Raw genomic sequence first — 24,728 nt, forward strand, 5'->3', positions numbered from 1 at the left:
ATGGCCTAGGGTTGCGGCCGTGAAGACGGTTTCCTCGGCAAGCAGACGGTTCATGCTGCTCGCCGGGGTGACCGCGGTCGCGACCGGGCTCGCGCTCTGGTGGATCGTGGCGGCGGCAGTGGCTGCCGGCAAGGGCTTCGACATCACCGACGAGGGCTATTACCTGCTCTCGTACCGCTGGTGGCACAACAATCCACTCGCGCTGACCGGCGTGCAGTACCTGTACGGACCGGTCTTCCAGCTCCTCGGGTACAGCATCCCGGGGCTCCGGGTGTTCCGGCTGTGCACGGTGGTCGCCGTACATCTGCTCTTCGGCTACAGCTTCATGCGCTGGCTCCGCGGGCGGCGCCCGGCGATGCCCCCGACCCGGTGGTTCGAGGCGGCCGGTACGGCGGTGATCCTTGCGGCGGGCGGGATGTGCTACGCGTGGCTGCCGTTGTCGCCCGGGTACAACGACGTCGTACTGCTGGGCGCGCTGTTGCTGATCGCGTGCGTGCTGTGCATGGCGACGGCGGTGGACCGCGGTACGCCGGTGCCGTTCTGGGTACCGGTCGTGGCCGGGCTGGTGATCGGCGCGATGGTGCTGGCGAAGTGGACGTCGGTCGCGCTGATCGGGCTGATCGTCCTCGCCGCGATCGTCGTACTGGCCGCCCAGGGCCGGCGGGCCGTTGCTCGCGGCATCCTTTTCGCGCTCGCCGGGCTCGCGGTCGCGGTGCTGTTCGTCCAGCTGTTCGTGATCCGGCTGAACGTCGCGGTGCCGGGGATCCTGACCGTCAACCGGTTCATCGCCGGTACGTCGTACTCGCCGACCGAGCTCCTGCACCACTACTGGACGACCGGCCTCACGCTCCTCGGCCGCACGCTCTGGTACCACGGCCTGCTGCTGGTCGCCACCGCCGTCGCGGTCGTCGGCCGCCCGCGCGTCCTCCGCCGTGTCGCGGCTGCCCTCGCCATCCTCGGGCTCGCCGTCTCGGCCTGGCGCATCATCGGGTACGGCGGTGCGCTCGGCGGCACCATCCACGTGGGGACGTACCCGTCGACGCTGCTCGCCGCGGTGCTCGTCACCGTCGTGGCCGCGGCGGGTGCGGTGATCGGGTGGCGGACCGGCGTCACGGAATGCTCGCGGCTGTGCCGGGAGAACACCAGGACGTGGGTGGTGCTCGTACTGCTCCTGCTGCTCCCGCTCGTCCAGGCTTTCGGTACGAACACCCCGCTGTACGTGATCGGCTTCAACGCGTTCGCCGCCTGGGCCGCGCTGATGATCGCCGTACTCACCGGGATCTGGGCGACGCCGGTCGCGACCCGGGCGATCGTGGGCGCCGTACTCGCGGGTTCGCTGCTCGCAACGACGACGATCGCGTTCACCGGGCTGACGAAGTACCCGTACCGCTCGCCGCCGACGTCGGAGCTGACCGTGGCCGCGACCCAGCCGGCGCTGAAAGGCCTGCACCTGACCCCCAAGAACGCGCAGGCGTACACCAGGCTCGCCGAGGACCTCCGCCCGTATCTCAAGCCCGGCCGTCCGATGCTCGCGCTCGACAAAATGGCCGGACTGGTGCTGATGCTCGACGGCCGCCCGCTCGGCGAGGCGTGGATCGCCCCGGCCGAACGCGCGCGCACCGTGGCCGGCATCGAGGAGGTCTGCCGGACGAAGCGCCCGTCTCCGGCGCCGCTGATCATCCTGAACCGCGCGATCACCGACCAGGACATCACCGCGCTCCGGTCGTGCGGGCTGGATTTCCGCGCCGGCTACCGGCAGTTGGCGCCGCCGCGGCAGACGATGGACCTGCAGGTCTGGGTGCCGAAGGCCGGATGAGATCCTGTAGTCCTCTACTGGACTGGAGGACTGGTGCGGATGATCAAGGTCGGTGTGCTGGGGGCCAAGGGCAGGATGGGCGCTCAGACGTGCCTCGCGGTGGAGGAGGCGGCCGACTGCGAGCTGGTCGCGCAGCTCGACCAGGGTGACTCGCTGGACGCGCTGACCGCGGCGGGTGCCGAGGTCGTGGTCGACTTCACCCGGCCCGAGGTCGTGATGGACAACCTGGCCTGGTGCATCGCGCACGGCATCCACGCGGTCGTCGGGACCACCGGCTTCGACGACGCCCGGCTCGCGACGCTGCGCGACCAGCTGGCGAAGTCGCCGGCGACCGGCGTGCTGATCGCGCCGAACTTCTCGATCGGCGCGGTGCTGATGATGCGGTTCGCCGCCCAGGCCGCGCGGTACTACGAGTCCGTCGAGATCATCGAGCTGCACCACCCGGACAAGGTGGACGCCCCGTCCGGTACGGCGCGCCGTACCGCCGAGCTGGTCGCGGACGCGCGCCGCGCGGCCGGCTGCGGTCCGATCCCGGACGCGACCACGACGGCGCTGGACGGCGCCCGTGGCGCGGACGTGGAGGGGATCCGGGTGCACGGCGTCCGGCTGCGCGGGCTGATCGCGCACCAGGAGGTGCTGTTCGGCGACGAGGGCGAGACGCTGACGATCCGGCACGACTCGATGGCGCGGGTGTCGTTCATGGCCGGCGTACTGCTCGGCGTCCGGACGGTCGGCGCCGCGCCGGGTCTCACCGTCGGCCTCGAGCACTTCATGGACCTGTCCTGACATGAAGGCCAAGCAGACCGCGTTCCTGCTGGCGGTCGTGTTCGTGGTGTACGCCGGGCTGATCGGCTGGCGGGGGGTGCTGCTGATCGGGACCGGTGAGCCGGTCGCGATCGTGCTCGGGGTCGCGGTACTGGTGATCCCGCTGCTCGGTGCGTACCTGGTGTGGCGGGAGATCCAGTTCGGGCGGCGTACCGAAGTACTGGCGCGCGAGCTGGAGGCGGCCGGCGGGCTGCCGGTGGACGACCTGCCGCGGCGGCCGTCCGGGCGGATCGACCGGGCCGCCGCAGATGCGGCGTTCGGTCAGTACCGGGCGGAAGCAGAAGCGGCACCGGACGACTGGCGGGTGTGGTTCCGGCTGTCCACGGCGTACGACGCGGCCGGCGATCGGCGGCGGGCGCGCGAGACGATGCGGAAGGCGATCGGGCAGCACGACGCCGGGAGCTGAGACGAATGCCTGACAAGCCGGTGTGGTTCGGGCTATTTTCGGGAGAGTACGTGGCAGCCGCCACGTAGAGGTCGGAGACTGGGTGGGGCCGTCCTGTGGCGTCAGAAGGGTCTCGCCGCGGCTCGGACGACGTGCAGGAGGCTGGGTTCGGTGGCCTGCTGCGCCGGCATCGGCGGGAGGCCGGGCTGTCGCAGGAGGGGCTGGCGGAGCTTGCCGGTCTGAGCGTCGACGCGATCGCGGCACTGGAGCGAGGACGCCGGCGTGCGCCGCGGGCGCAGACGCTGCGGCTGCTCGCGGACGCCTTGCGGCTGGGCGACCAGGACCGGTTGCTGTTCGCCGCGGCGGCCCGCCGGGACGCGGACACGGCCCGGATGCCGCTGCGTCAGCCGCCGGTGCCGACCAGTGAGCTGATCGGCCGCAGCACGGAGCTGACCACGACGACCCGCTTGCTGACCAAGCGCGTCACTCGCCTGCTGACGCTGACCGGGCCTGGCGGGGTCGGCAAGACCAGGCTCATGCAGGCTGTCACCGGAGAGGTCGGCGACGCCTTTCAGGACGGCGTCTGCTGGGTACCGCTCGCGCCGCTCACCGATCCCGAGACTGTCGTACCGGCCGTTGCCGAGGCCATCGGTCTGCAGAGCCGGCTCGCCGTCGACATCGCGGAACAGATCGGCCGCAGCGCCATCCTGCTGGCCCTCGACAACTGCTCGCACGTACTCGCGCCGGTCGAGGACCTGTGCGGCACGCTCCTCGAGCACTGCCCGAACCTGTCGATCCTCGTGTCGAGCCGCGAACTGCTCCGGCTGTCCGGCGAGAGCGTGTACGTCGTCCCGTCGCTGAGCCTGCCGTACGACGAGGACCACCTGGAGTCGTCCGAGGCGGTCCGGCTGTTCGTCGAGCGTGCGACCGCCCGCGGGTACGACCCGGCCGGGCAGCTCGACCAGGTCGCCCGCGTCGTCCGCCGCCTGGAAGGCATGCCGCTCGCGATCGAACTGGCCGCGGCGCGGACGTCCGTGATGACGATCGAGGAGCTCGCGGCGGAACTGGAGACGTCGTTCGGGATCCTGGCCGGCGGGTCGCGGACGCTGTCGCCGCGGCAGCAGTCGATGTACGGCGCGATCGAGTGGAGTCACGCGCTGCTCACCCCGGCCGAGCGGGAGATGTTCGCGCAGCTGTCGGTGTTCAAGGGCGGCTGGACGCTCGGCGCGACGGCGGCGGTGCTGTCCGGCGTACGCACGCGGGTCGAGGCGCTCGACCTGATCGGGCGGCTGGCGGACAAGTCGCTGATCAAGGTGGTCCGGCGCGGCGGGGTCGCGCGGTACTACATGCTCATGGTGATCCGCGAGTTCGCCGCCGATCACCTGGACGCGGCGGGCGGTGTGGAGGCGACGGCCGAGCGGCACGCGCGGTACTACCTGAGCCTGGCCGAGGAAGCCGACAGCCGGCTGCGCGGACCGGAGCAGGGGGAGTGGCTGGATCGGCTGGAGGCCGAGCTGGCGAACCTTCGGGCCGCGATGGCGTGGGCGGTGCGGACCAACTCCGTCGCCGAGGCATTGCGGTTGGCTGGTGGGTTGTGGCTGTTCTGCTGCCTCCGTGGTCACTACTCCGAGGGCAGTCAGTGGTTGGAGCGGGCGTTGGACCTCGGCGATGCGCCTGGTCTTGAGGCAGCCCGGGCGAAGGCGAACCTCGGAGCGGGGACACTGGCGTTCCTGCGGTGCGAGTACGACGCGGCGACGGCGCGGCTGCAGACGGCGCGGACGCAGTACAAGGAGCTCGGCGACAAGGCCGGTACGGCGATGGTGCTGCAGCGGCTCGGAGGAGTGGCGCGCGAGCGTGGGGACTACGTTGCGGCCGAGGACCTGCACTGCGAGAGCTACGACCTGTACGAGAGCCTCGGCGATCGGGCCGGAATGGCGTGGGCGCACAACCACCTCGGGTTCGTGGCGTGGTTGCGTGGCGATCTCGAGATCGGGGCGCGGCGGTGCCGGCGGGCACGCGACAGCTTCCGGGTCGTTGGCGACGGCGAGGGGCTGGCCTGGTCGTTGATCAGCCTCGGGACGATCGCGCAGTACAGCGGGGAGCTCGTCGAGGCGGAGGAGCTGCTGCAGGAGAGCTTGGCGCTGTCGCAGCGGCTCGGGTACCGCGAGGGCGTGGCGTGGTCCCTGAACCAGCTCGGCATCGTCGAGCGGCGGCGCGGGCTGACCGAGCGGGCCGTGCATCTGCTCGACGAAAGCCTTGCGGAGCACCGGGATCTGGGCGATCGGTGGCGGTCGGCCAGTGTGCTCGAGGAGCTGGCCGCTGTCGCGCAGCATCGTGGGCGGAGCGAGTACGCCGCGTTCCTGCTCGGGGCCGCGGCGGAGGTCCGGGAAGTGATCCGTGCACCCGTGCCCCGCATCGAACAGCCCGACTACGAGGCCACCCGCATCGCCGTCGAGTCGTCCCTCGACCGCCGAACTCTCCGCACCGCCTGGTCGGCCGGCCGAGCCGCCCCCCTGGCAGCAGTAGTCGACGGCTACCCACCGGGTCCACGACCACACGATCGGACCCGGGACACGCTGTGAACGTGGTGGAGCCTCGCGAGGCACCACGACCTGGGGGATCGACGGTACCCCGCGAGGGATCTGGAGATGCGTGACCCGACCGGCTGTGTTCTGTCCGGGCTCCCCAAGCCCTCGGCAGTCCCCCCACCCGCACAGCCGGCCGAAGCCACGTCCGGCGTAGGCCGTCGTCGAGCCCTCCCAGTCGACGCTCGGTCCTCCGCGTTGACTCCAGGTTGCCGCGATCACGCTCTGTCGCACAGGGACGTAACCCTGACATCGCCCTGACAACTATGTCCTGACAACGAAGTCATTCCGCGGAATTCGCCCACCGTGACCATCCGGTGCCGAATTCCGGAGAATGTCAAACGCTCGCTACCGAAGATATCCGGAAACGGCTTTCGTGAATCCGGCGATCTTTTGTAACGGAGCACCCTCGACGGCGTCCATGCCCGGCACCTCCGGCCCCGGCGCCGGGATCCCCTCGCCCTGGCAACTCACGTCCGCGGCCGGCGCGACGCCAGTGGTGAGGAACGTGTTCACGATCCGGTCCGCGCACTTGTTCACGCCGCCGTACACGCCGTGGTCGCCTTCGCCGGTGACGGTCAGCAGGCGCGATCCGGCGTACCGCTCGTGGGCCGCGACCGCGAGCCCGTAGTTCGTCGCCGGGTCGTGGACCGACTGCACCATCAGCGTTGTGGGCAAGCCTTTGCCGGTCGGCGTGGGCATCGTCAGGTTCGGACGCTTCCAGGAGAAGCACGGGTTCTCGTTCATCGTCCAGCCGACCAACGGGTAGTGCGGACCGAGCCGGGCGGCGAGCTGTTCGCCGTACTCCGATCCCTGTGGCCAGGGTGTGTCGTTGCAGGTGATCGCGGCGAAGGTGGCACCCTCGGAATCGACCTCGCCGGCCATCCGCAGGCCGATCGGTGCCCGGTGCGCGCGCCGTACGAGCTGCTGCTGACGGGCCGCCGGAAGGGCGTCGACCTGCCGTTGCGCGGCCCGCGGGCCTCCTTTTGCCTGGGCCGCGGAAAGGTCGGTCAGAAAGCGCAGATCCGACGCCAGGGAATGGAAGTCGAGCTTCGAGTACAAATCCCCGGTGATCATCAGGTCGAGGGTGTTCTCGTCGTACGTGATCTTGACCGCGCCGTCCAGGAACTCCTCGGTCGCGGGCGCCGCCTTCAGTGCTCGCCGTAACCGTTCGTACAACCGGATCACCGCTCCGGGTGACGACCCGAGGTGCAGGTCGGCGTCGTACTTCGCCGCCCACGGCGCGAAGTCCTCGCGGAAGCGGCGCTCGAACGACTGGGGCTGGCCGCTGAACGTGTCCAGCCAGGTGCCGGTGAAGTCGGTGTTCGAGTCCAGCACGAACCGGCCGACGTGCTCGGGGAAGTAGGTCTGGTAGTACGCGCCGAGCCAGGTGCCGCCGGAGTACCCGACGTAGTCCACCTTGTCGAAGCCCAGCAGCTGCCGGATCAGGTCCATGTCCTGCACGGTCTGCGCGGTCGTGATGTACGGCATCAGTCCGCGCGACTGGCTGTCGCAGTACGGCTGCGTCAACTCGGACGCCTCGGTGATCAGGCGCCGGGTCCCGGGATCGCGGTCGCGGGCGTCCATCGTGTAGCCAGGGGCGCCGTCGCAGCTGACGTTCGAGCTGCCGCCGGTGCCGCGTGGGTCGAAGCCGACCGCGAGGAAGTCCTTGGCCAGCGGCGCCTGGCTCGCGAGGTACGGCGCCATCCCGAGCCCGGCGCCGCCCGGCCCGCCCGGGTTGCCGAACACCACCCGGGTCGGCTTGCCCTTCGCGGGCGCGACCTTGCTGACCGCGATCTGCAGATCGTTGCCGGCGTACTGGTTCGCCCAGTCGCGCGGGACGGTGATCTTCGCGCAGTACGTCCGAAGCTCTTCGTCACCGCACTTGGTCCACGCCGGTCTCTGCTTCAGGTACTTGGACGCCACCGGATGCGGCCGGTCGACGACCGTCGCCGCATTCATCGACGCCGTCGCCCCCGATCCCGGGACGACGAGCACAGCAACAGCGGAAAGGCCCAGGCCGACGGCCAGGGTGAGGTACTTCATGCAGACTCCAACAGATGGCCACGCGTAATCGGTCCGTGACAATCTGTCATGCCTGCCGGAGCTACTCCGTGCCGGGGTCGGCGTGCAGCCGGATCTGCTTGATCCGCACGGACTCGTCGCCGTACAGGTCGAGCTCGCGGTGCGCCCCGTCCGGCGCCCAGCCCGCCTCGGTGTAGAAGGCGCGGAGTACGTCGTCGGTCGAGTTCACCCAGGCGGTCACCCGGCGGAAGCCGTCGGCGCGGGCGGTGTCGACGACCGCGTTCAGCAGCCGCGATCCGTGGCCGGCGCGGGTGGCCTCGGGGCTGACCGCCAGCTCCGCGATCAGCGCGTCGTGCTGCTGGTCGGCGTCCGGGTCGTCGGACGGGGTGACGGCCGCGAAGCCGACCAGGGTGCGGCCGGCCAGCGCGACCAGGACCCGGTTCCGCGCCTCGCCCGGGGCGAGCAGCGCGGCCCGCCACTGGGCCGCGAACTGCGCGGGGTTGAGATCGGCGAGGACGTCGGCCGGCAGCAGCCCGGCGTACGACGCCCGCCAGGCCGCCACCTGGATCTCGCCGATCTCTCCTGCCTCCGCGGGCAGCGCGAGCCGGACGCTGGTCTCGGCGATCGGCGCGGCAGCGGACAGGTCCGAGAGGTTGGCGGGTTCCGGAACCCCGAAGTCGCTCATGGTCGCAATCCTCGCAAGTCAGTACACGAGCCGGCGCAGCAGGGTCTCGGCCGGGCCGCGGTACGACCGGCGGCTCATCGCGTACGCCGCGACGACCGAGATGATCCAGACGCCGATCGCGACCAGCGCCGCGGTGTACGCCGTGCTCCCGAAGCGCAGGTCCAGCGTGAACGGGGCCAGCAGGATCATCCACGACACCGACTGGAACAGGTACCCCGACAGCGACCGCTGACCGAGCGCGGAGATCGCCCGTACCGGAAGCGACTGCGTGCGGATCCGCGCGACGATCAGACCGAACAGGGCGACGTACCCCGGACCGCCGAACATGCCGGACACGTGCGAGAGCAGGCTCGCCGAATCCACCGCGGCCTGGTCGACGTGCATCCAGCCGGCCCCGATCAGCGCGAGCGGAAGACCACCGAGGAACGTGATGCCGAGGCAGCCGACGGCGACGCGGGTCAGCAGGGTCTTGTGGGCGGTGGGGTTCTCCAGCAGCTGCTTGCGGGCGGCCCAGACACCCAGCCAGACGATCACGATGAAGCCGAAGACGCTGGCCATGTGCAGCGGGTACTCTTGCAGCCGGTGGACGAGGCTGCTCAGGTACGACGTGGCCGCCAGCGACGGGTTGGGGGAGTTGGTGAGCGTGTGCGCCGGGCCGGAGCTGGTGACGATCGAGGCGACGGCCTTGGCGGCGACGAACAGCGTCTCCAGAGTCATGAACGCCCAGAGGGCCAGCACGATCCGGTGGAACTTGTCGCCGCGGTTGAGCAGTAGCAGCGCGCAGGCGATCCCGACGACGCCGTACGCGCCGAGGAAGTCGCCGAAGTACAGCAAGGTCGCGTGTACGAGGCCGAAGGCGATCAGCCAGGCGTTCCGCTTGACGAGGATCCGGCGTACGGCGGAGTTGGTGGCGCCGGACGCCTGCTGCCGGCGGGCCAGCTGGACCAGGCCGTAGCCGAACATCACCGCGAACACCGGGTACGCGCGGGCGTCGACGAAGGTCAGCTTGAGGAAGTTCAGGATGCGCTCGAAGCCGTGCGGCGTGCTCTCCACGCCGGGCTGGCCGGCGAAAGCGAAGTTCGCGCTGTTCGCGAGGCCGATCAGCAGCAGCATCGCGCCGCGGATCAGGTCCGGGGCAAGCGCGCGCTCGCGGCCGGTGACCGGGCCTCTGTGGTCGGTCGTCGGGTTCAGAGTGGTGGTGGTCACGGGGTCCTCCGGGGAAACTGTGCAGCCCTTGAACGGATGACTCCATCCTGGGTCCGCGCGACCGGGCTCCCCAGTACGGCAAGCCCACTCCCGGGGGTGGGTTCAGCACCACCTTTGTGACACCTGTTGTTGATTCTGGCAAAAAGTGTCACATATGCTGGAGGCATGGACAGCTTCCAGGCGACGATCGACGCCGACGGCCGGATCGAGCCGCGGGACGCGATGCCCGACGGGTACCGCAAGACCCTGATCCGGCAGATCGCGCAGCACGCGCACTCCGAGATCATCGGGATGCAGCCGGAAGGCAACTGGATCAGCCGCGCGCCCTCGCTGCGCCGCAAGGCGATCCTGATGGCCAAGGTGCAGGACGAGGCCGGCCACGGTCTCTATCTGTACGCCGCCGCGGAAACGCTCGGCGTCGACCGCGCGGACCTGCTCGACCTGCTGCACAGCGGGAAGCAGAAGTACTCCAGCATCTTCAACTACCCGACGCTGACCTGGGCCGACATTGGCGCGATCGGCTGGCTGGTGGACGGCGCTGCGATCGTCAACCAGGTGCCGCTGTGCCGCTGCTCGTACGGTCCGTACGCGCGGGCGATGGTGCGGGTCTGCAAGGAGGAGTCGTTCCACCAGCGGCAGGGGTTCGAGATCCTGTACACGCTGTGCAACGGGACGCCTGAGCAGAAGGCGATGGCACAGGACGCGCTGGACCGGTGGTGGTGGCCGTCGCTGATGATGTTCGGCCCGCCGGACTCGGCGTCCACGCATTCGGAGCAGTCGATGGCGTGGGGGATCAAGCGGCACAGCAACGACGAGCTGCGGCAGCGGTTCGTGGACATGACCGTGCCGCAGGCCGACGTACTGGGTCTTCGGGTGCCTGACGACGGGCTGGTGTACTCCGACGGGCACTACCGGTTCACCGAGCCGGACTCTGCGGAGCTGTACGAAGTTGTCAAGGGCAACGGTCCGTGCAACCAGCAGCGGCTGTCGCGGCGGGTGAAGGCGCATGAGGACGGTGCCTGGGTTCGCGAGGCGGCTGCAGCTTATGCAGCCAAGAAGGAGGCTCGCGCCGCATGATCGAGCCACTGTGGGAGGTCTTCGTCCGCTCGCGCCGCGGGTTGTCGCACACGCATGTCGGCAGCCTGCACGCGCCGGACGCGACGATGGCGTTGCGCAATGCGCGTGACGTGTACACACGTCGACAAGAGGGTGTGTCGATCTGGGTGGTACGGGCGTCCGACATCACCGCGTCCTCGCCGGACGAGAAGGACGAGTTCTTCGACCCCGCGGGGGACAAGGTGTACCGGCATCCGACGTTCTACCAGGTTCCGGAAGGTGTCGAGCACCTGTGAACGACCTGTACGAGTACGCCCTCCGGCTCGGTGACGACGCGCTGATCGCGGCGCAGCGGACCGGCGAGTGGATTGCGGCCGCCCCGCAGCTCGAGGAGGACGTTGCCCTCGGCAACATCGGGCTGGACCAGCTGGGGCAGGCGCGGTCGCTGTTGCAGTACGCCGGGTCGCTGACCGGGTCCACCGAAGACGAGCTGGCGTACTTCCGGGACGAGCGCGAGTTCCGGAACCTGCTGCTGTGCGAGCTGCCGAACGGGGATTTCGCGTTCGCGATGGCGCGGTTGCTGTACTTCGCGACGTACCAGCAGCTGCTGTACGACGAGCTGCGAGCATGCGCCGACGAGACGCTGGCGGGGGTGGCGGGGAAGGCGGTGAAGGAGACCGCGTACCACGTGGACCACGCGACCCAGTGGGTGCTGCGACTGGGCGACGGAACTGCCGAGAGTCATCGACGGATGCAGGACGCGCTGGATGCGTTGTGGCCGTACACCGGCGAGCTGTTCGAGTCGGACGCTCTGGTGGAGCGCCTGCCCGTCGCCGTCGACCCTGCGCGGTTGCAGGACGAATGGAACCGTCGAGTTCTGGGAGTCGTCGAGGAGTCGACCTGCACGCGGCCTTCGTCGTCGTATCAGCACAGCGGCGGCCGCGAGGGGCGTCATACCGAACACCTGGGCTACCTGCTGGCGGAGCTGCAGCACATCGCCCGGTCCCACCCAGGTGCGACATGGTGACCGACGCCGCCGTCCTCGAGGCCGTGGGTGAGGTCACCGACCCCGAGATCCCGGTCCTCACCATCGCCGACCTGGGAGTCCTCCGCGGCCTCCACCACGACGGCGACCAGATCGTCGTGACCATCACCCCCACCTACTCCGGCTGCCCGGCGATGGACCTCATCCGCCACGAGGTAGAACTCACCCTCCAGTCCCTGCACGTCGTCGGCCGGGTAGAAACAGTCCTCTCACCCGCCTGGACCACCGACTGGATGACAGACGCCGGCCGCACCAAACTCCACGAGTACGGCATCGCCCCACCATCAAGCGGACCGGTCCTGCTGCAGTTGAGCATTCGGTGCCCTTTGTGTGGCTCCCCGAACACGACCGAGCTCAGCCGCTTCGCCTCCACCTCCTGCAAGAGCCTGTGGCGCTGCAACACCTGCAAAGAACCCTTCGACCACTTCAAGGCGATCTGATGACGACCATCGCCCCGAGACGCCGCGCCACCTTCCACAGCCTGAAGGTCGCCGCGATCGAGCCCATCACCGACGACGCGGTCGCGATCACCTTCGCCGTACCACCGGAGCTGGCAGCCGCGTACGACTTCACCGCCGGCCAGCACCTCACGATCCGCCGTACCGGAGAAGAGGTCCGCCGCAGCTACTCGATCTGCTCACCCGCCGGCTCCGGCGTACTGAGGATCGGCGTCAAGCGGATCCCCGGCGGCGAGTTCTCGGCGTACGCCGCCCGCGATCTGAAGGTCGGCGACGAGCTCGAGGTGATGACCCCGCTCGGCCGCTTCGGCACCACCCTCGACGCCGCCAACGCCAAGCACTACGCGTTCGTGGCGGCAGGCAGCGGCATCACGCCCGTACTGTCCCTCGTCGCGACGATCCTCTCCGTCGAACCGTCGAGCCGCGTCACGCTGCTGTACGGCAACCGCACCGCAGGCTCGGTGATGTTCTCCGACGAGCTGGCCGACTTAAAGGACAGGTACGCCGAGCGTTTCCACCTCGTCCACGTACTGTCCCGCGAGTCGACCGAGGTGGAGCTGTTCAGCGGCCGGATCGACACCGACCGGCTGCGGCGGATGTTCGCGACGATCCTGCCGCTGGACTCCGTCGACGAATGGTTCCTGTGCGGCCCGTACGCGATGGTCGTCGGCGCCCAGGACCTCCTCCTGTCCGAGGGCGTAGCCCGCGAACACGTCCACGCCGAACTCTTCCACGTCGGCGACGAAGCCCCCCAGGCCCCGGTCGAGGAAACTGTCACCGACGAGGACGCCGCCCAGGTCACGGTGATCCTCGACGGCCGCCGCTCCACCTTCTCCCTGGGCCAACACTCCAAAGCAGTCCTCGACGCAACCCTCGCCGTACGCTCCGACGCCCCCTTCGCCTGCAAGGGCGGCGTCTGCGGCACCTGCCGAGCCAAGGTCCTCGAAGGCAAGGTCCGCATGGACACCAACTGGGCGCTGGAGCCCGACGAGATCCGCGCCGGCTACGTCCTGACCTGCCAGTCCCACCCCACCACCGCCGCCGTAACCCTCGACTACGACGCGTAGCTGGCCGGTGTAGAGACCGACAGGACGTAGTCGTCCACCGGCAAGGCGGGCCTCAGTCGGTGCCGGACTCCATCGCGGCGCGGTCGAGGAGTTCGTCTTGCTGGGTGGCTTCGCCGCGGGAGGCGATGGCTTCGGCGCCGCCCTTGGGGAGTTCGCCGATCAGGTCGGTCGAGGAGGCGAGGGCCGCGTTCGACTGGCCGAACATGCCGAGGCCGGCGTACTGCTCCAGCTTCGACCGCGAGTCCGCGATGTCCAGGTTCCGCATGGTCAGCTGGCCGATCCGATCGACCGGGCCGAAGGCCGAGTCCTCGATCCGCTCCATCGACAGCTTGTCCGGGTGGTAGCTCAGCGCCGGGCCGGTGGTGTCGAGGATCGAGTAGTCCTCACCGCGCCGCAGCCGGAGCGTGACGGTTCCGGTGACCGCCGTACCGACCCACCGCTGCAGCGACTCCCGGAGCATCAGCGACTGTGGGTCGAGCCAACGACCCTCGTACATCAGCCGGCCGAGCTTCCGCCCCTCGTTGTGGTAGCTGGCGAGCGTGTCCTCGTTGTGGATCGCGTTCACCAGCCGTTCGTACGCCGCGTGCAGCAGCGCCATGCCCGGCGCCTCGTAGATGCCCCGCGACTTGGCCTCGATGACCCGGTTCTCGATCTGGTCGGACATGCCGAGCCCGTGCCGGCCGCCGATCGCGTTCGCCTCCAGGACGAGGTCGACCGCCGTACCGAACTCCTTGCCGTTGATCGTCACCGGCCGGCCCTGCTCGAAGCCGATCGTGACGTCCTCGGTCTCGATCACCACCGTGGGATCCCAGTGCGCGACGCCCATGATCGGGTCGACGGTCTCGACCCCGGTGTCGAGGTGCTCGAGGGTCTTCGCCTCGTGGGTGGCGCCCCAGATGTTCGCGTCGGTGGAGTACGCCTTCTCGGTGGAGTCGCGGTACGGCAGGCCGTGCGCGACCAGCCATTCCGACATCTCCTTCCGGCCGCCGAGCTCGTGCACGAACTGCGCGTCCAGCCACGGCTTGTAGATCCGCAGCTGCGGGTTCGCGAGCAGGCCGTACCGGTAGAACCGTTCGATGTCGTTGCCCTTGAACGTCGACCCGTCGCCCCAGATCTGTACGTCGTCGCCGAGCATCGCCTTGACCAGCAGCGTGCCGGTCACCGCCCGGCCGATCGGGGTGGTGTTGAAGTACGTCCGGCCGCCGGAGCGGATGTGGAACGCCCCGCAGGCGAGCGCCGCGAGCCCTTCCTCGACGAGCGCCGCGCGGCAGTCGACCAGGCGCGTGATCTCCGCGCCGTACGCCGTGGCGCGCGTGGGCACCGAGGCGATGTCGGGCTCGTCGTACTGCCCGATATCAGCCGTGTACGTGCACGGGACGGCTCCCTTGTCCCGCATCCACGCAACCGCAACCGACGTGTCGAGACCACCTGAGAAGGCAATCCCGACCCGCTCACCGACCGGCAAAGAAGTAAGCACCTTGGACACAGGAAGAGTATGCACCACCCTGAATGATTATGCAAAGCCGGAGCTGCTCTGCGTGGCTGGTGGGGTTGGTGGGGTTTGTGGGGGAGGATGGACGGGAGTGTGAGGGGAGTGAGGCGCGGGATGATGGGGCGGTCGCATGCCTTGTCGGGGTGGTGTGCCGGGCTGGCGGTGGCGCCGTTGGTCGGGTTGACGACGGTGGCGGAGGTGGTGCCGTTCGCCGCGGCCACAGCCGGGTACGCCTTGCTGCCCGACCTGGATCACCCCGGCGCCAGCGCCTCCCGCCTCCTGGGTCCGGTCACGCGCCTGGTCTCAGGCGCCGTACGGGCGTTCTCCGGCGTCCTCTACAACCTCACGAAGGGGCCTCGTGACGAGGAGGGCACCGGCAAGCACCGGCATGCGACGCACACGCTCGTGGCGGCCGTGCTGCTCGGTTTTCTCGCGGCAACCCTGGGCGACCGCGGCAAGTGGGCCGTGCTGGCGGTCGCCGTAACAGGTCTGGTGCTAGCCGCCGACGCCCTAGGTGACTGGATCGTCATCGCGGTCCTGGCAGCTGCCGGCTGGTCGGTAATAGGAGCAGGACCTGCTGACGCGGTACAAACGGGCCTCACTCAGATCGGCGGCTGGATCGGCGCCGCGGTAGCCGTCGGCATGTTCGTCCACTGCCTCGGCGACAGCCTCACCCGGTCGGGCTGCCCGTGGCTCTGGCCGCTCCCGATCCGCGGCGAGACCTGGTACGAGATCCGCCTCCCGAAGCCGTTCCGCTTCAGCACCGGCCACTGGTTCGAGCACGCGATCATCGTCCCGATCCTCACGATCGCCGGCGTACTGCTGCTCCCCGGCGGCATCCAGGTAGTGCAGCGCCTCTTCGACGCGACCTCGGTCTGGCTCGCCGGTCAGTCCTGAAGCCGGCCGCCGACCAGGTACGACGGGATCCCGCGGGACTCCAGCGCCGCCGCGAATCGGCGCTGGTTCCGCTCGCCCGGCCATGCCTCGAGGAGGAAAAGTGGCAGCGCGGCCACCGCCCCGATCAGCACCACCCAGAAGCTCTGCACGACGAACGCGAGCGCGACCGACACCATGAACGGCGCCTCGCACAGCGCGATCCGGGTGAACGTCGACGCGGTGAACCGCGCCCACGACGCGCGCTCGACGTCGGCGGCCGACCGGTCGGAGTACTCGAGCGCCGGAGTCCGGAACCCGGCCAGCTCACAGAACGCGTACGCCGCGCCCGCGACGGCCAGTACGGCGATCGGCGCCCACACGACGGGGAAGTCCCCGATCCCGTCGGCGGCGAGGACGAACCAGAGCACGAGGGTCATCATCGGGATCGCGCCGGCGATCGCGGCGCAGACCGTCGTCAGGGTCTGCCGGGCGGCGGGAGGGGCAGCAGGTGTCGACACGCGGAAGAGCGTAGCGGTCCCGGATGCCATCGGAATATCGACGGAGAGCGATCGTGATTACACGCAGAGTATTCGCAGAAGTTTTTCCGGACTTTTTCGCCGGAAGCTGTAACGACTACGGGGGTGGGCCCGATAGGACGAGTGAGCCTGGTGGCTGCCCGGACCCCCGAGCGGACAGCCACCAGGCCTACCCATTTCTTCAGGGGTCGGGAGCGGTAATCTGAGGCTCATGTCCTCGCCAGTAACCACGCCCTCGCAGGCGCTGCCCTTCGGCCGCCTGACGACCGCGATGATCACCCCGTTCCGGCCTGACGGCTCCCTCGACCTGGCAGCTGTCCAGAAGGTCGCGACGTACCTCGTCGACGGCGGCAACGACGCCCTGGTGCTGAACGGGACCACCGGGGAGGCGCCGACCACGTCGGACCAGGAGAAGGTCCAGATCATCGAGGCGGTCCGCGAGGCCGTCGGTGACCGGGCGAAGCTCGTCGCCGGTGTCGGCACCAACGACACCGCGCACACCGTCGAGTGTGCCAAGCAGGCAGAGGCTGCGGGCGCCGACGGTCTGCTGGTCGTCACGCCGTACTACAACAAGCCTCCGCAGGCCGGGCTGCGCGCGCACTTCACCGCGGTCGCCGACGCCACCGGCCTGCCGAACATGCTCTACGACATCCCGGCCCGCGCCGGCGTGGAGATCAAGAGCGAGACGCTGATCGAGCTCGCCGCGCACCCGCGGATCGTCGCGGTGAAGGACGCCAAGGGCGACATCGCCGGGACCACCAAGGTGCTGGCGAACACCGATCTGATCTACTACTGCGGTGCGGACGAGCTGAATCTCGCCTCCCTGGCGATCGGCGAGGCCGGGATCGCGAGCGTGGTGGCCCACGTGGCGAGCCGTGAGTACCGGCAGCTGATCGACGCCGTGGTGGCCGGCGATCTCGCCACCGCACAGGACATTGATCGACGGCTGGTGCCCGCCGTCGAGACGATCATGACCATGACCCAGGGCGCCATCATGGTGAAGGCCGCACTCAAGCTGGCCGGCGTCATCGAGCACGCGACCCTCCGGTTGCCGCTGGTCGAGGCGACGGCCGAGCAGCTCGACCGGCTCACCACCGACCTCAAGACGGCAGGACTGATTGCATGAGCCATCCCCATCCAGATCTCGACGCGCCCGGACCTCTCGCTCCGGGCGCTTTGCGGGTCATCCCGCTCGGCGGCCTCGGCGAGGTCGGCCGGAATATGACCGTGTTCGAGTACGACGGCAAGCTGCTGATCGTGGACTGCGGCGTACTCTTCCCGGACGAGAACCAGCCCGGTGTGGACCTGATCCTGCCGGACTTCGAGCCGATCCGGGACCGCCTCGACGACGTCGTCGCGGTCGTCCTGACGCACGGCCACGAGGACCACATCGGCGGGTTGCCCTACCTGCTGCGTGAGCGGGGCGACATCCCGGTCGTCGGGTCGCAGCTCACGCTCGCGCTGCTCGAGGGCAAGCTGAAGGAGCACCGGCACCGCAACGTGCCGCAGCAGACCGTGGTCGAGGGCGAGAAGCTCCAGATCGGGCCGTTCGTCTGCGAGTTCGTCGCGGTGAACCACTCGATCCCGGACGCGCTCGCGGTCGCGATCAAGACGCCGGCCGGCGTCGTGCTGCACACCGGCGACTTCAAGATGGACCAGTTGCCGCTGGACAACCGGATCACCGACCTGCGCGCGTTCGCGCGGCTCGGCGAGGAGGGCGTCGACCTGTTCATGGTCGACTCCACGAACTCCGAGGTGCCCGGCTTCACCACCCACGAGCGCGACATCGCGCCGGTGCTGGACCGGGTCTTCACGAAGGCGAAGAACCAGCGCATCATCGTCGCCTGCTTCGCCTCGCACGTGCACCGCGTGCAGCAGGTGATGGACGCCGCGGTGAAGCACAAGCGCAAGGTCGCCTACGTCGGCCGCTCGATGGTCCGGAACATGGGTGTCGCCCGCGACCTGGGCTTCCTGAACGTGCCCGGCGACACGCTGATCGACATGCGCGAGCTGGACGACTACCCGCCGGAGCAGGTGGTGCTGGTGTCGACCGGGTCGCAGGGCGAGCCGATGTCGGCGCTGTCCCGGATCGCCGCGAACGACCACAACGTCGTGCACCTGCAGCGCGGCGACACCGTCGTACTGGCGTCCTCGCTGATTCCCGGCAACGAGAACTCGGTGTACCGGGTGATCAACGGGCTGATCCGGCACGGCGCGAACGTGATCCACAAGGGCAACGCGCTCGTGCACGTGTCCGGGCACGCGAGCGCGGGCGAGCTGCTGTACTGCTACAACATCGTCAAGCCGCGGAACGTGATGCCGGTGCACGGCGAGATCCGGCACCTGCACGCGAACGCGGACCTCGCGATCCAGACCGGCGTACCGCGGGAGAACGTGGTCGTGGTCGAGGACGGCGTGGTGGTCGACCTGATCGACCGGAAGGCCGTGGTGGCCGGCAAGGTCGAGTGCGGGTACGTGTTCGTGGACGGCTCGACCGTCGGCGACATCACCGAGACCTCGCTGAAGGACCGCCGGATCCTCGGCGACGAGGGCTTCATCTCGGTGATCGCGGTGATGGACTCGGTGACCGGCAAGCTGACCGCCGGTCCGGAGATCCACGCCCGCGGGTTCGCCGAGGACGACGCGGTGTTCGACGACCTGAAGCCGCGGATCGAGGCGGAGATCGAGAAGGCGATCGGCACCGGGGTCGACGACATGTACCAGCTGCAGCAGGTGATCCGCCGGGTGGTCGGCAAGTGGGTCAGCGACACCCACCGCCGCCGCCCGATGATCATTCCGGTCGTGGTGGAAAGCTAGTACCCTCGGCGCGACGAGACGAAGGGTGGGCCGGCGATGAGTGGCAACGGGGTGAACGGGACGGGCCAGCGCCGGCCCACGATGAAGGAGGTCGCCGCCCGGGCCGGGGTCGCGTTGAAGACCGTGTCCCGGGTGGTGAACGAGGAGCCCAACGTCAGCCCGGAGCTGACCGCCAAGGTGCAGGCGGCGATCAAGGAGCTGAACTACACCCCGAACGAGTCGGCCCGGATGCTGCGCCGCGGCAAGACCGGCACGATCGCGGTGGTGATCCGCGACATCGGCGACCCGTTCTTCGCCTCGCTCGGCCGTGCGGTCGAGCTGTGGGCGCGGTCGTCCGGTTCGGTGGTGATGATCGGGCTGACCGACGAGGACCCGGAGCGGGAGCGGGACGTCTGCCTGGAGTTCGTTGCCCGCCGCCCCGATGCGCTGATCATGGCGCCGATCGGGGAGACCCAGGAGTACCTGGCGCCGCACGTGGACGCGGGGATGGCGGTCGTCACGATCGACCGGCCCGCGCACGGGATCGAGGCGGACGCCGTACTCGCGGACAACGCGGGCGGGATCGACCAGGCGATCGACCACCTGGTCCGCCAGGGGCACCGGCGGATCGCGTACCTCGGTGACGACGAGCGGATCTTCACCGCCCGCGAGCGGGTGGTGGCGTACCGGGCGGCGATGGCCCGGCACGGGATCGGCGTCGACGAGGACCTGGTGCACCTGTCCGAGCCGACCACCGAGGGCATCGGCATCACGCTGTCGGCGGTCCTGGACCGGGCCGAGCCCGCGACGGCGTTGCTGTCGGCAAACAACATGACCACCGCGGAGGTACTGCGCGGTCTCGCGGGCCGGCGGGACCGGGTCGCGCTGGTGTCCTTCGACGACCTCGCGCTCGGCGACCTGCTGAGCCCGGGACTGACCGCGGTCGCGCAGTCGGCCGACGTGATGGCCCGGACCGCGATCCAGCTGATGACCGAGCGGCTGCCCGAGCCGCACCGTCCCGGCCGGACGGTCCGGGTGCCGGTCAAGCTGACGATTCGCGGCTCGGGGGAGATCCCGCCGGCGCGCTGACCGCCTGTCCGGGCTCGCCGAAGCGCGCCAGCATGAGCGCCGCGGCGACGGCGACGACGAATCCGCACCCGGCGACGACGGCGTACCCGTGCCGCGCGCGATCGCCCAGCAGCAGGAGCCCGACGAGGGCGGGAAAGACGGTCTCGCCGACGACCAGCATCGCGGTGGCCGTCGTGACGCCGCCGCGTTGCAGCGCCGAGGCGTAGCAGAGCATCGCGAGCGCACCGCCTGCGACCGCGGTGTACGCCGCCGGCTCGGTGATCAGGTGGAGCGGCGCCAGGCTGGGGATGATCCGGGCCGAGATCGCGACGATGCCGAAGCCGAGACCGGCGATCAGGCCGAGCCCCGGACCGTGCAGCCGTCGAGGCGCCAACCGGATCAACACCCACGCCAGCGCGAGCACCGCGACGGCAACAGCCAGGACGATCCGGAAACCGTGCCCGACAGTCGGCGTACCCTCGCTGCCCGCCGACAACCCCAGCAGGCCGAGTCCGACGCAGACGCCGCCGACCGCGAGCCACTCGCGCCGGCCGAGCCGGACGCCCAGGACCCGCGCCGCCACCGCGGTGACCGCCAGGCTGGCAGCCAGCGCCGACTGGACCACGAACAGCGGCAACACCTGCAGGGCGGCGACCTGTACGCCGAAGCCGACCGCGTCGAGGCTCATCCCGAGCACGAACCGCGGCTTGAGGACCACGTTCGCCGCGCTGGCGTCCCGCGAACTGTCCGCGGCGGAGGCCTGCAGGATCGATGCCAACCCGTACGCAACCGCTGCCGCCAACGCGCCGGCCAGACCCCAAACCATGCCCGCCACACTAGTTCACGGCTACCTCCGGTACTGCGTCACCAACGGGCACTGGAACGGGTCGCGTGCCCCGAGCCCGACGTCGTTCAGGTGCCGGACGACGATCCGGTACGACGTGAACAGGCCGACCTCGGCGTACGAGACCCCGTGCAGCTCGCAGTACTCCCGGACGATCGGCCGCACGCGCCGCAGCGTCGGCCGCGGCATGCTCGGGAACAGGTGGTGCTCGATCTGGTAGTTCAGCCCGCCCATCGCGAGGTCGGTGAACACGCCGCCGCGGATGTTGCGCGACATCAGCACCTGCCGGCGGAGGAAGTCGAGCTTGGTCCCGGCCGGCACGATCGGCATGCCCTTGTGGTTCGGGGCGAACGCCGCGCCGAGGCAGACCCCGAACACCGCGAGCTGCAGCCCGAGGAACGCCGTCGCCTTCCCGGCCGGCAGCAGCAGGTAGAGCGCCGCGACGTACGCCGTGATCCGGGCCACGACGATGCCCGCGTCGATCCGGTCGCTGCGGGTCGCGCCGGGACGTAGCAGGTGCTTGAGGCTCGACGCGTGCAGGCCGATGCCCTCGAGCGTGAGCAGCGGGAAGAACAGCCAGCCCTGCCGCCCCGCGAACCAGCGGCCGAGCGGTCCGCGTCCCTCGAGGGCCTCCGGGGTGAACGCCAGCACCTTGAGCTGTACGTCGGGGTCGCGGTCGGCCTGGTTAGGCGCCGCGTGGTGCTTGTTGTGCTTGGTCCGCCACCAGCCGACGCTCATCCCGAGGACGCCACCGGACAGGATCCGCGCTGTCCAGTCGTTGCGCGCGTTCGACCGGAAGATCTGCCGGTGCGCGCTGTCGTGGCTGAGGAACGCGACCTGGACCAGGACGAGCGCGAGGGCGCCGGCGAGCCAGAGCTGGTGCCAGGAGTTCCCGAGCAGCACCATCCCCGCGACGATCAGGAGCAACGCGCCGAGCACGATGCTCATCCGGGTGACGTAGTAGCCCTGCCGCCGCCGGAACAGACCGAGGTCCCGAACCGTCTGGAGGAGGTCCGTGTAGAGGCTGACGTACTGCTCCTGTGCGCTCATGAGGCCCAGGGTGATGACATGGTGTGGCGCTCGGCAAGCGGCCGGATGGCCCGATGAGGTCGGCTTGGCAAAGTGCTATCCCCGGTACTGCGCGACGAGCGGGCAGGCGAACGGATCCCGCGCCCGCAGGCCGACGTTGTTCAGGTAGTCGACGACGATCCGGTACGACGTGAACAGGCCGACCTCGGTGTACTTCACGCCGTGCAGCTCGCAGTACTCACGGACGATCGGCTGGACCCGCCGCAGCGCCGGACTCGGCATGTTCGGGAACAGGTGGTGCTCGATCTGGTAGTTGAGGCCGCCCATCGCGAAGTCGGTGAACACGCCGCCGCGGATGTTCCGCGACATCAGCACCTGGCGGCGGAGGAAGTCCAGCTTCATCGTCTTCGGGACCAGCGGCATGCCCTTGTGGTTCGGCGCGAACGAACCGCCGAGCAGGATCCCGAAGAGGGCGAGCTCGACACCGAGGAACGCCCCGGCCTTGCCGATCGGCAGCAGCAGGAGCAGAACGGTCAGGTGCGCGGCGAGGCGGCACACGACGATCGCGGCCTCGATGCGCTCGACCTTGCTCGTGCCCCGCCGGAACAGGTGCTGCATGCTGGCGACGTACAGGCTCAGGCCCTCCAGCGTCAGCAGCGGGAAGAACAGCCAGCCCTGGCGGGCGGTCAGCCAGGCCTTGAAGCCGGTGCGCCGGGCGGCGTGCTCCGGGGTGAACGCGATCACACCGATGTCGATGTCCGGGTCCTTGGTCAGCTGGTTCGGCGCCTGGTGGTGCCGGCTGTGCTTCGAGCGCCACCAGCTCGCACTGATCCCGACCAGCCCGCCGGCGAGCAGCCGCGCGGTCCAGTCGTTCCAGCCGGCGGAGGTGAAGATCTGCCGGTGCGCGCTGTCGTGGCTCAGGAACGCGACCTGGGTGAGCACGAGCGCCAGCGCGCCCGCCATCAGCAGCTGGAACCAGGAGTTCCCGAGCAGTCCGACGCCGACCCACACGGCCGCGAAGGCGGCGAGCACCAGGCCGATGCGGGTGAAGTAGTACCCGCGGCGGCGGCGCAGCAGCCCGAGCTCGCGGACAGTCCGGAGCAGGTCGGTGTAGAGGTTCGTGTGCCGGTGTTGAGCCCGTAACGGGTCGTGGTCTTCGGCAAGCAGCTGTGACATGAGACGGCCCCGGTTCCAGTAGTGCATCGGTCGATGCGCCACCAGGTTCAGGGCAGCGTCACGAGAAGGTGCTGAGGCCCCAACAGAACCATGTCCGATGCCGGCACACAAGGCCGGCGAAGTGGCCCCGGCTGAATTGACGCCCAGTTCGCCGCCGTGTCACCTGGCCGTCATCAGCGCAGCGCACCTTCGGGTCATGAAACTGAGTCGCCGCCAACTTCTCGCCGCCACCACTGCCGCCGGCGCGTCCCTCGCCGTGCCGGGTGTGGCGTCTGCTGCCCCCAATCTCGTCCGCCGTGACCGCGCCGCCCTGCCCTCGGGGATCGCGAGCGCCGACGTCACGCCGAACTCGGCCGTCGTCTGGTCGCGCACCGACCGCCCCGGCCGGCTGGTCGTCGAGCTCACCAGCCACGGGCGGTTCGACCGGGCGATCAGCCTCCGCGGGCCGAAGACGGACGCGAACGACGACTTCACCGCGCGGCTGCCGTTGCGCGGCCTGCGCCCCGGGCAGCGGTACGACTACCGGATCGGGTTCGAGGACGCGTACGGCCGGATCGGCGAGACGCTCGACGGCTCGTTCCACACCCCGGGCCGCAACCGCGAGGTGTCGTTCGTGTTCACCGGCGACACCGCGGGCCAGGGGTACGGCATCAACCCCGAGCTCGGCGGGATGGTCGCGTACAAGGCGATGCACGACACCCGGCCGGACTTCTTCCTGCACTCCGGCGACAACATCTACGCCGACGGCCCGATCCAGGCCGAGCTGAAGGTTGCCGACGGCACCGTGTGGAAGAACGTGGTGACCGAGGAGGTCTCGAAGGTCGCCGAGACGCTGGCCGAGTACCGCGGCCGGTACAAGTACAACCTGCTCGACGAGAACGTTCGCGGGCTCTATGCCGACGTACCGCTGGTCGCGCAGTGGGACGACCACGAGACGCTGAACAACTGGTACCCCGGTGAGATCCTCGACGACGCGCGGTACGTCGAGCGGCGTGTCGACGTACTGGCGGCGCGGGCGAAGAAGGCGTTCCTGGAGTACCTGCCGATGGAGCACGCCGCGGGCCGGGACCGGATCTACCGCAAGGTGAGCTACGGGCCGCTGCTCGACGTGTTCTGCCTGGACATGCGCACGTACCGCGGCGCGAACCCGGTGCCGTCGACGGCCGGGCCGGTCGCGATGCTCGGCGCCGAGCAGGCCGCCTGGCTGGTCCGCGAGGTGGCGGCGTCGCGGGCGACCTGGAAGGTGATCGCCAGCGACATGCCGCTCGGCCTGCTGGTGCCGGACGGCGACCTGATCGAAGCGGTCGCGAACGGTCTGCCGGGCGCGCCGGGCGGCCGCGAGCACGAGATCGCCTGGGTGCTGAGCCAGTTCAAGAAGCGCAAGGTGCGGAACGCGATCTGGCTGACCGCGGACGTGCACTACGCGGCCGCGCACCACTACGACCCGGCGCGGGCGGCGTTCACCGACTTCGACCCGTTCTGGGAGATCGTGGCCGGGCCGATCAACGCGGGCGCGTTCGGTCCCAACCAGCTCGACCCGACGTTCGGCCCGGAGGCGGTCTTCGTCAAGGCGGCCGACTTCCCGAGCCAGTCGCCGGCCAGCGGGAACCAGTTCTTCGGCCACACCCGGATCGACCCGCGGACCGGTGTCTTCTCGGTGTCGCTGCGGAACCTGTTCGGCACGGTGATCTGGAGCAAGGACATCAATCCGGCCTGACACGAGGCCCGTCGTACTCACCGTGCTCCGGCGCCTGTGCG

At 69.7% G+C, this 24,728-nt stretch carries 22 protein-coding genes; 14 read left to right on the top strand and 8 right to left on the bottom strand.

What is annotated here, in order from left to right; genetic code table 11:
• The first annotated feature begins 19 nt into the window (after positions 1-19).
• The 4 genes from ACFV9C_RS20440 (at position 20) to ACFV9C_RS20455 (ending at position 5,608) form a co-directional block, all read left to right on the top strand.
• Positions 20-1,816, top strand: a complete 1,797-nt coding sequence (locus ACFV9C_RS20440) for a hypothetical protein (protein ID WP_380195723.1) — start codon at positions 20-22, stop codon at positions 1,814-1,816.
• 39 nt (positions 1,817-1,855) lie between these two features.
• Entirely contained in the window at positions 1,856-2,602 is a 747-nt protein-coding gene (gene dapB, locus ACFV9C_RS20445; RefSeq protein ID WP_380195725.1) for a 4-hydroxy-tetrahydrodipicolinate reductase, read from the top strand.
• A 1-nt stretch (position 2,603) separates the two neighbouring features.
• Positions 2,604-3,047 (top strand): hypothetical protein, encoded by a 444-nt coding sequence (locus tag ACFV9C_RS20450; RefSeq protein ID WP_380195727.1) that lies wholly within the window; start codon positions 2,604-2,606, stop codon positions 3,045-3,047.
• A gap of 95 nt (positions 3,048-3,142) precedes the next feature.
• Positions 3,143-5,608 carry an ATP-binding protein gene (locus ACFV9C_RS20455; protein ID WP_380195729.1) on the top strand — a complete coding sequence of 822 codons (2,466 nt, stop codon included), beginning with the start codon at positions 3,143-3,145 and terminating at the stop codon, positions 5,606-5,608.
• Positions 5,609-5,959: 351 nt separating this feature from the next.
• Here ACFV9C_RS20455 and ACFV9C_RS20460 read toward each other — a convergent pair whose 3' ends face one another.
• The 3 genes from ACFV9C_RS20460 to ACFV9C_RS20470 all read right to left on the bottom strand — a co-directional run bounded on the left by ACFV9C_RS20460 (position 5,960) and on the right by ACFV9C_RS20470 (position 9,527).
• On the bottom strand, positions 5,960-7,657 hold the full coding sequence (locus ACFV9C_RS20460; protein ID WP_380195731.1) for an alpha/beta hydrolase: 1,698 nt from the start codon (positions 7,655-7,657) through the stop codon (positions 5,960-5,962).
• Between the two features lie 61 nt (positions 7,658-7,718).
• The gene (locus ACFV9C_RS20465; RefSeq protein ID WP_380195732.1) at positions 7,719-8,321 is read right to left on the bottom strand and encodes a GNAT family N-acetyltransferase; all 603 of its coding nucleotides are present in this window, start codon (positions 8,319-8,321) and stop codon (positions 7,719-7,721) included.
• An 18-nt stretch (positions 8,322-8,339) separates the two neighbouring features.
• The gene (locus ACFV9C_RS20470) at positions 8,340-9,527 is read right to left on the bottom strand and encodes a DUF418 domain-containing protein (protein ID WP_380195734.1); all 1,188 of its coding nucleotides are present in this window, start codon (positions 9,525-9,527) and stop codon (positions 8,340-8,342) included.
• A gap of 165 nt (positions 9,528-9,692) precedes the next feature.
• Here ACFV9C_RS20470 and paaA point away from each other — a divergent pair, with 165 nt between their 5' ends.
• The 5 genes from paaA to paaE are packed head-to-tail and all read left to right on the top strand — an operon-like array spanning position 9,693 to position 13,153.
• The gene (paaA, locus tag ACFV9C_RS20475; protein WP_380195736.1) at positions 9,693-10,604 is read left to right on the top strand and encodes a 1,2-phenylacetyl-CoA epoxidase subunit PaaA; all 912 of its coding nucleotides are present in this window, start codon (positions 9,693-9,695) and stop codon (positions 10,602-10,604) included.
• Positions 10,601-10,879 carry a 1,2-phenylacetyl-CoA epoxidase subunit PaaB gene (paaB, locus tag ACFV9C_RS20480; RefSeq protein WP_167213524.1) on the top strand — a complete coding sequence of 93 codons (279 nt, stop codon included), beginning with the start codon at positions 10,601-10,603 and terminating at the stop codon, positions 10,877-10,879. Before paaA ends, paaB begins: the two co-directional genes overlap by 4 nt.
• Positions 10,876-11,610 (top strand): 1,2-phenylacetyl-CoA epoxidase subunit PaaC, encoded by a 735-nt coding sequence (gene paaC, locus ACFV9C_RS20485; RefSeq protein ID WP_380195737.1) that lies wholly within the window; start codon positions 10,876-10,878, stop codon positions 11,608-11,610. The genes paaB and paaC overlap by 4 nt, the downstream gene beginning before the upstream one ends.
• Entirely contained in the window at positions 11,604-12,068 is a 465-nt protein-coding gene (gene paaD, locus ACFV9C_RS20490) for a 1,2-phenylacetyl-CoA epoxidase subunit PaaD (RefSeq protein WP_380195738.1), read from the top strand. Before paaC ends, paaD begins: the two co-directional genes overlap by 7 nt.
• On the top strand, positions 12,068-13,153 hold the full coding sequence (gene paaE, locus ACFV9C_RS20495) for a 1,2-phenylacetyl-CoA epoxidase subunit PaaE (RefSeq protein ID WP_380195740.1): 1,086 nt from the start codon (positions 12,068-12,070) through the stop codon (positions 13,151-13,153). The genes paaD and paaE overlap by 1 nt, the downstream gene beginning before the upstream one ends.
• A 52-nt stretch (positions 13,154-13,205) precedes the next feature.
• On the opposite strand, the gene argG is transcribed toward paaE, so the two are convergent.
• Positions 13,206-14,639 (bottom strand): argininosuccinate synthase, encoded by a 1,434-nt coding sequence (gene argG / locus ACFV9C_RS20500; protein ID WP_380195742.1) that lies wholly within the window; start codon positions 14,637-14,639, stop codon positions 13,206-13,208.
• 99 nt (positions 14,640-14,738) lie between these two features.
• Here argG and ACFV9C_RS20505 point away from each other — a divergent pair, with 99 nt between their 5' ends.
• On the top strand, positions 14,739-15,542 hold the full coding sequence (locus ACFV9C_RS20505) for a metal-dependent hydrolase (protein WP_380195744.1): 804 nt from the start codon (positions 14,739-14,741) through the stop codon (positions 15,540-15,542).
• Here ACFV9C_RS20505 and ACFV9C_RS20510 read toward each other — a convergent pair.
• Positions 15,533-16,039: a hypothetical protein gene (locus ACFV9C_RS20510; protein WP_380195746.1), complete on the bottom strand. Its 507-nt coding sequence runs from the start codon at positions 16,037-16,039 to the stop codon at positions 15,533-15,535. The genes ACFV9C_RS20505 and ACFV9C_RS20510 overlap by 10 nt on opposite strands.
• Positions 16,040-16,268: 229 nt before the next feature.
• On the opposite strand from ACFV9C_RS20510, the gene dapA reads away from it, so the two are divergent.
• The 3 genes from dapA to ACFV9C_RS20525 are packed head-to-tail and all read left to right on the top strand — an operon-like array spanning position 16,269 to position 19,942.
• Positions 16,269-17,183: a 4-hydroxy-tetrahydrodipicolinate synthase gene (dapA, locus tag ACFV9C_RS20515; protein WP_380195747.1), complete on the top strand. Its 915-nt coding sequence runs from the start codon at positions 16,269-16,271 to the stop codon at positions 17,181-17,183.
• Positions 17,180-18,874 (top strand): ribonuclease J, encoded by a 1,695-nt coding sequence (locus tag ACFV9C_RS20520; RefSeq protein WP_380195748.1) that lies wholly within the window; start codon positions 17,180-17,182, stop codon positions 18,872-18,874. Before dapA ends, ACFV9C_RS20520 begins: the two co-directional genes overlap by 4 nt.
• Before the next feature lie 36 nt (positions 18,875-18,910).
• A complete protein-coding gene (locus tag ACFV9C_RS20525) occupies positions 18,911-19,942 on the top strand; it encodes a LacI family DNA-binding transcriptional regulator (protein WP_380195750.1) in 1,032 nt (343 codons plus the stop codon).
• Here ACFV9C_RS20525 and ACFV9C_RS20530 read toward each other — a convergent pair.
• The 3 genes from ACFV9C_RS20530 to ACFV9C_RS20540 all read right to left on the bottom strand — a co-directional run bounded on the left by ACFV9C_RS20530 (position 19,896) and on the right by ACFV9C_RS20540 (position 22,970).
• A complete protein-coding gene (locus tag ACFV9C_RS20530; protein WP_380195752.1) occupies positions 19,896-20,747 on the bottom strand; it encodes a hypothetical protein in 852 nt (283 codons plus the stop codon). The two genes, ACFV9C_RS20525 and ACFV9C_RS20530, sit on opposite strands and share 47 nt — an antisense overlap.
• Before the next feature lie 21 nt (positions 20,748-20,768).
• The gene (locus ACFV9C_RS20535) at positions 20,769-21,815 is read right to left on the bottom strand and encodes a fatty acid desaturase family protein (RefSeq protein ID WP_380195753.1); all 1,047 of its coding nucleotides are present in this window, start codon (positions 21,813-21,815) and stop codon (positions 20,769-20,771) included.
• A 75-nt stretch (positions 21,816-21,890) separates the two neighbouring features.
• Positions 21,891-22,970 (bottom strand): fatty acid desaturase family protein, encoded by a 1,080-nt coding sequence (locus ACFV9C_RS20540; RefSeq protein WP_380195755.1) that lies wholly within the window; start codon positions 22,968-22,970, stop codon positions 21,891-21,893.
• A 196-nt stretch (positions 22,971-23,166) separates the two neighbouring features.
• Here ACFV9C_RS20540 and ACFV9C_RS20545 point away from each other — a divergent pair, with 196 nt between their 5' ends.
• Positions 23,167-24,687, top strand: coding sequence for an alkaline phosphatase D family protein (locus ACFV9C_RS20545; protein ID WP_380195757.1), 1,521 nt, complete (start codon positions 23,167-23,169; stop codon positions 24,685-24,687).
• Positions 24,688-24,728: the final 41 nt, after the last annotated feature.

This window comes from Kribbella sp. NPDC059898 (assembly GCF_042730855.1).
GTDB lineage: Bacteria > Actinomycetota > Actinomycetes > Propionibacteriales > Kribbellaceae > Kribbella.

Coding starts and splice junctions, on each gene's coding strand:
- dapB (WP_380195725.1), top strand. CDS start 1,856: ATGATCAAGGTCGGTGTGCTGGGGGCCAAGGGCAGGATGGGCGCTCAG.
- ACFV9C_RS20450 (WP_380195727.1), top strand. CDS start 2,604: ATGAAGGCCAAGCAGACCGCGTTCCTGCTGGCGGTCGTGTTCGTGGTG.
- ACFV9C_RS20460 (WP_380195731.1), bottom strand. CDS start 7,657: ATGAAGTACCTCACCCTGGCCGTCGGCCTGGGCCTTTCCGCTGTTGCT.
- ACFV9C_RS20465 (WP_380195732.1), bottom strand. CDS start 8,321: ATGAGCGACTTCGGGGTTCCGGAACCCGCCAACCTCTCGGACCTGTCC.
- paaA (WP_380195736.1), top strand. CDS start 9,693: ATGGACAGCTTCCAGGCGACGATCGACGCCGACGGCCGGATCGAGCCG.
- paaB (WP_167213524.1), top strand. CDS start 10,601: ATGATCGAGCCACTGTGGGAGGTCTTCGTCCGCTCGCGCCGCGGGTTG.
- paaD (WP_380195738.1), top strand. CDS start 11,604: ATGGTGACCGACGCCGCCGTCCTCGAGGCCGTGGGTGAGGTCACCGAC.
- paaE (WP_380195740.1), top strand. CDS start 12,068: ATGACGACCATCGCCCCGAGACGCCGCGCCACCTTCCACAGCCTGAAG.
- dapA (WP_380195747.1), top strand. CDS start 16,269: ATGTCCTCGCCAGTAACCACGCCCTCGCAGGCGCTGCCCTTCGGCCGC.
- ACFV9C_RS20520 (WP_380195748.1), top strand. CDS start 17,180: ATGAGCCATCCCCATCCAGATCTCGACGCGCCCGGACCTCTCGCTCCG.
- ACFV9C_RS20525 (WP_380195750.1), top strand. CDS start 18,911: ATGAGTGGCAACGGGGTGAACGGGACGGGCCAGCGCCGGCCCACGATG.
- ACFV9C_RS20530 (WP_380195752.1), bottom strand. CDS start 20,747: ATGGTTTGGGGTCTGGCCGGCGCGTTGGCGGCAGCGGTTGCGTACGGG.
- ACFV9C_RS20535 (WP_380195753.1), bottom strand. CDS start 21,815: ATGAGCGCACAGGAGCAGTACGTCAGCCTCTACACGGACCTCCTCCAG.
- ACFV9C_RS20540 (WP_380195755.1), bottom strand. CDS start 22,970: ATGTCACAGCTGCTTGCCGAAGACCACGACCCGTTACGGGCTCAACAC.
- ACFV9C_RS20545 (WP_380195757.1), top strand. CDS start 23,167: ATGAAACTGAGTCGCCGCCAACTTCTCGCCGCCACCACTGCCGCCGGC.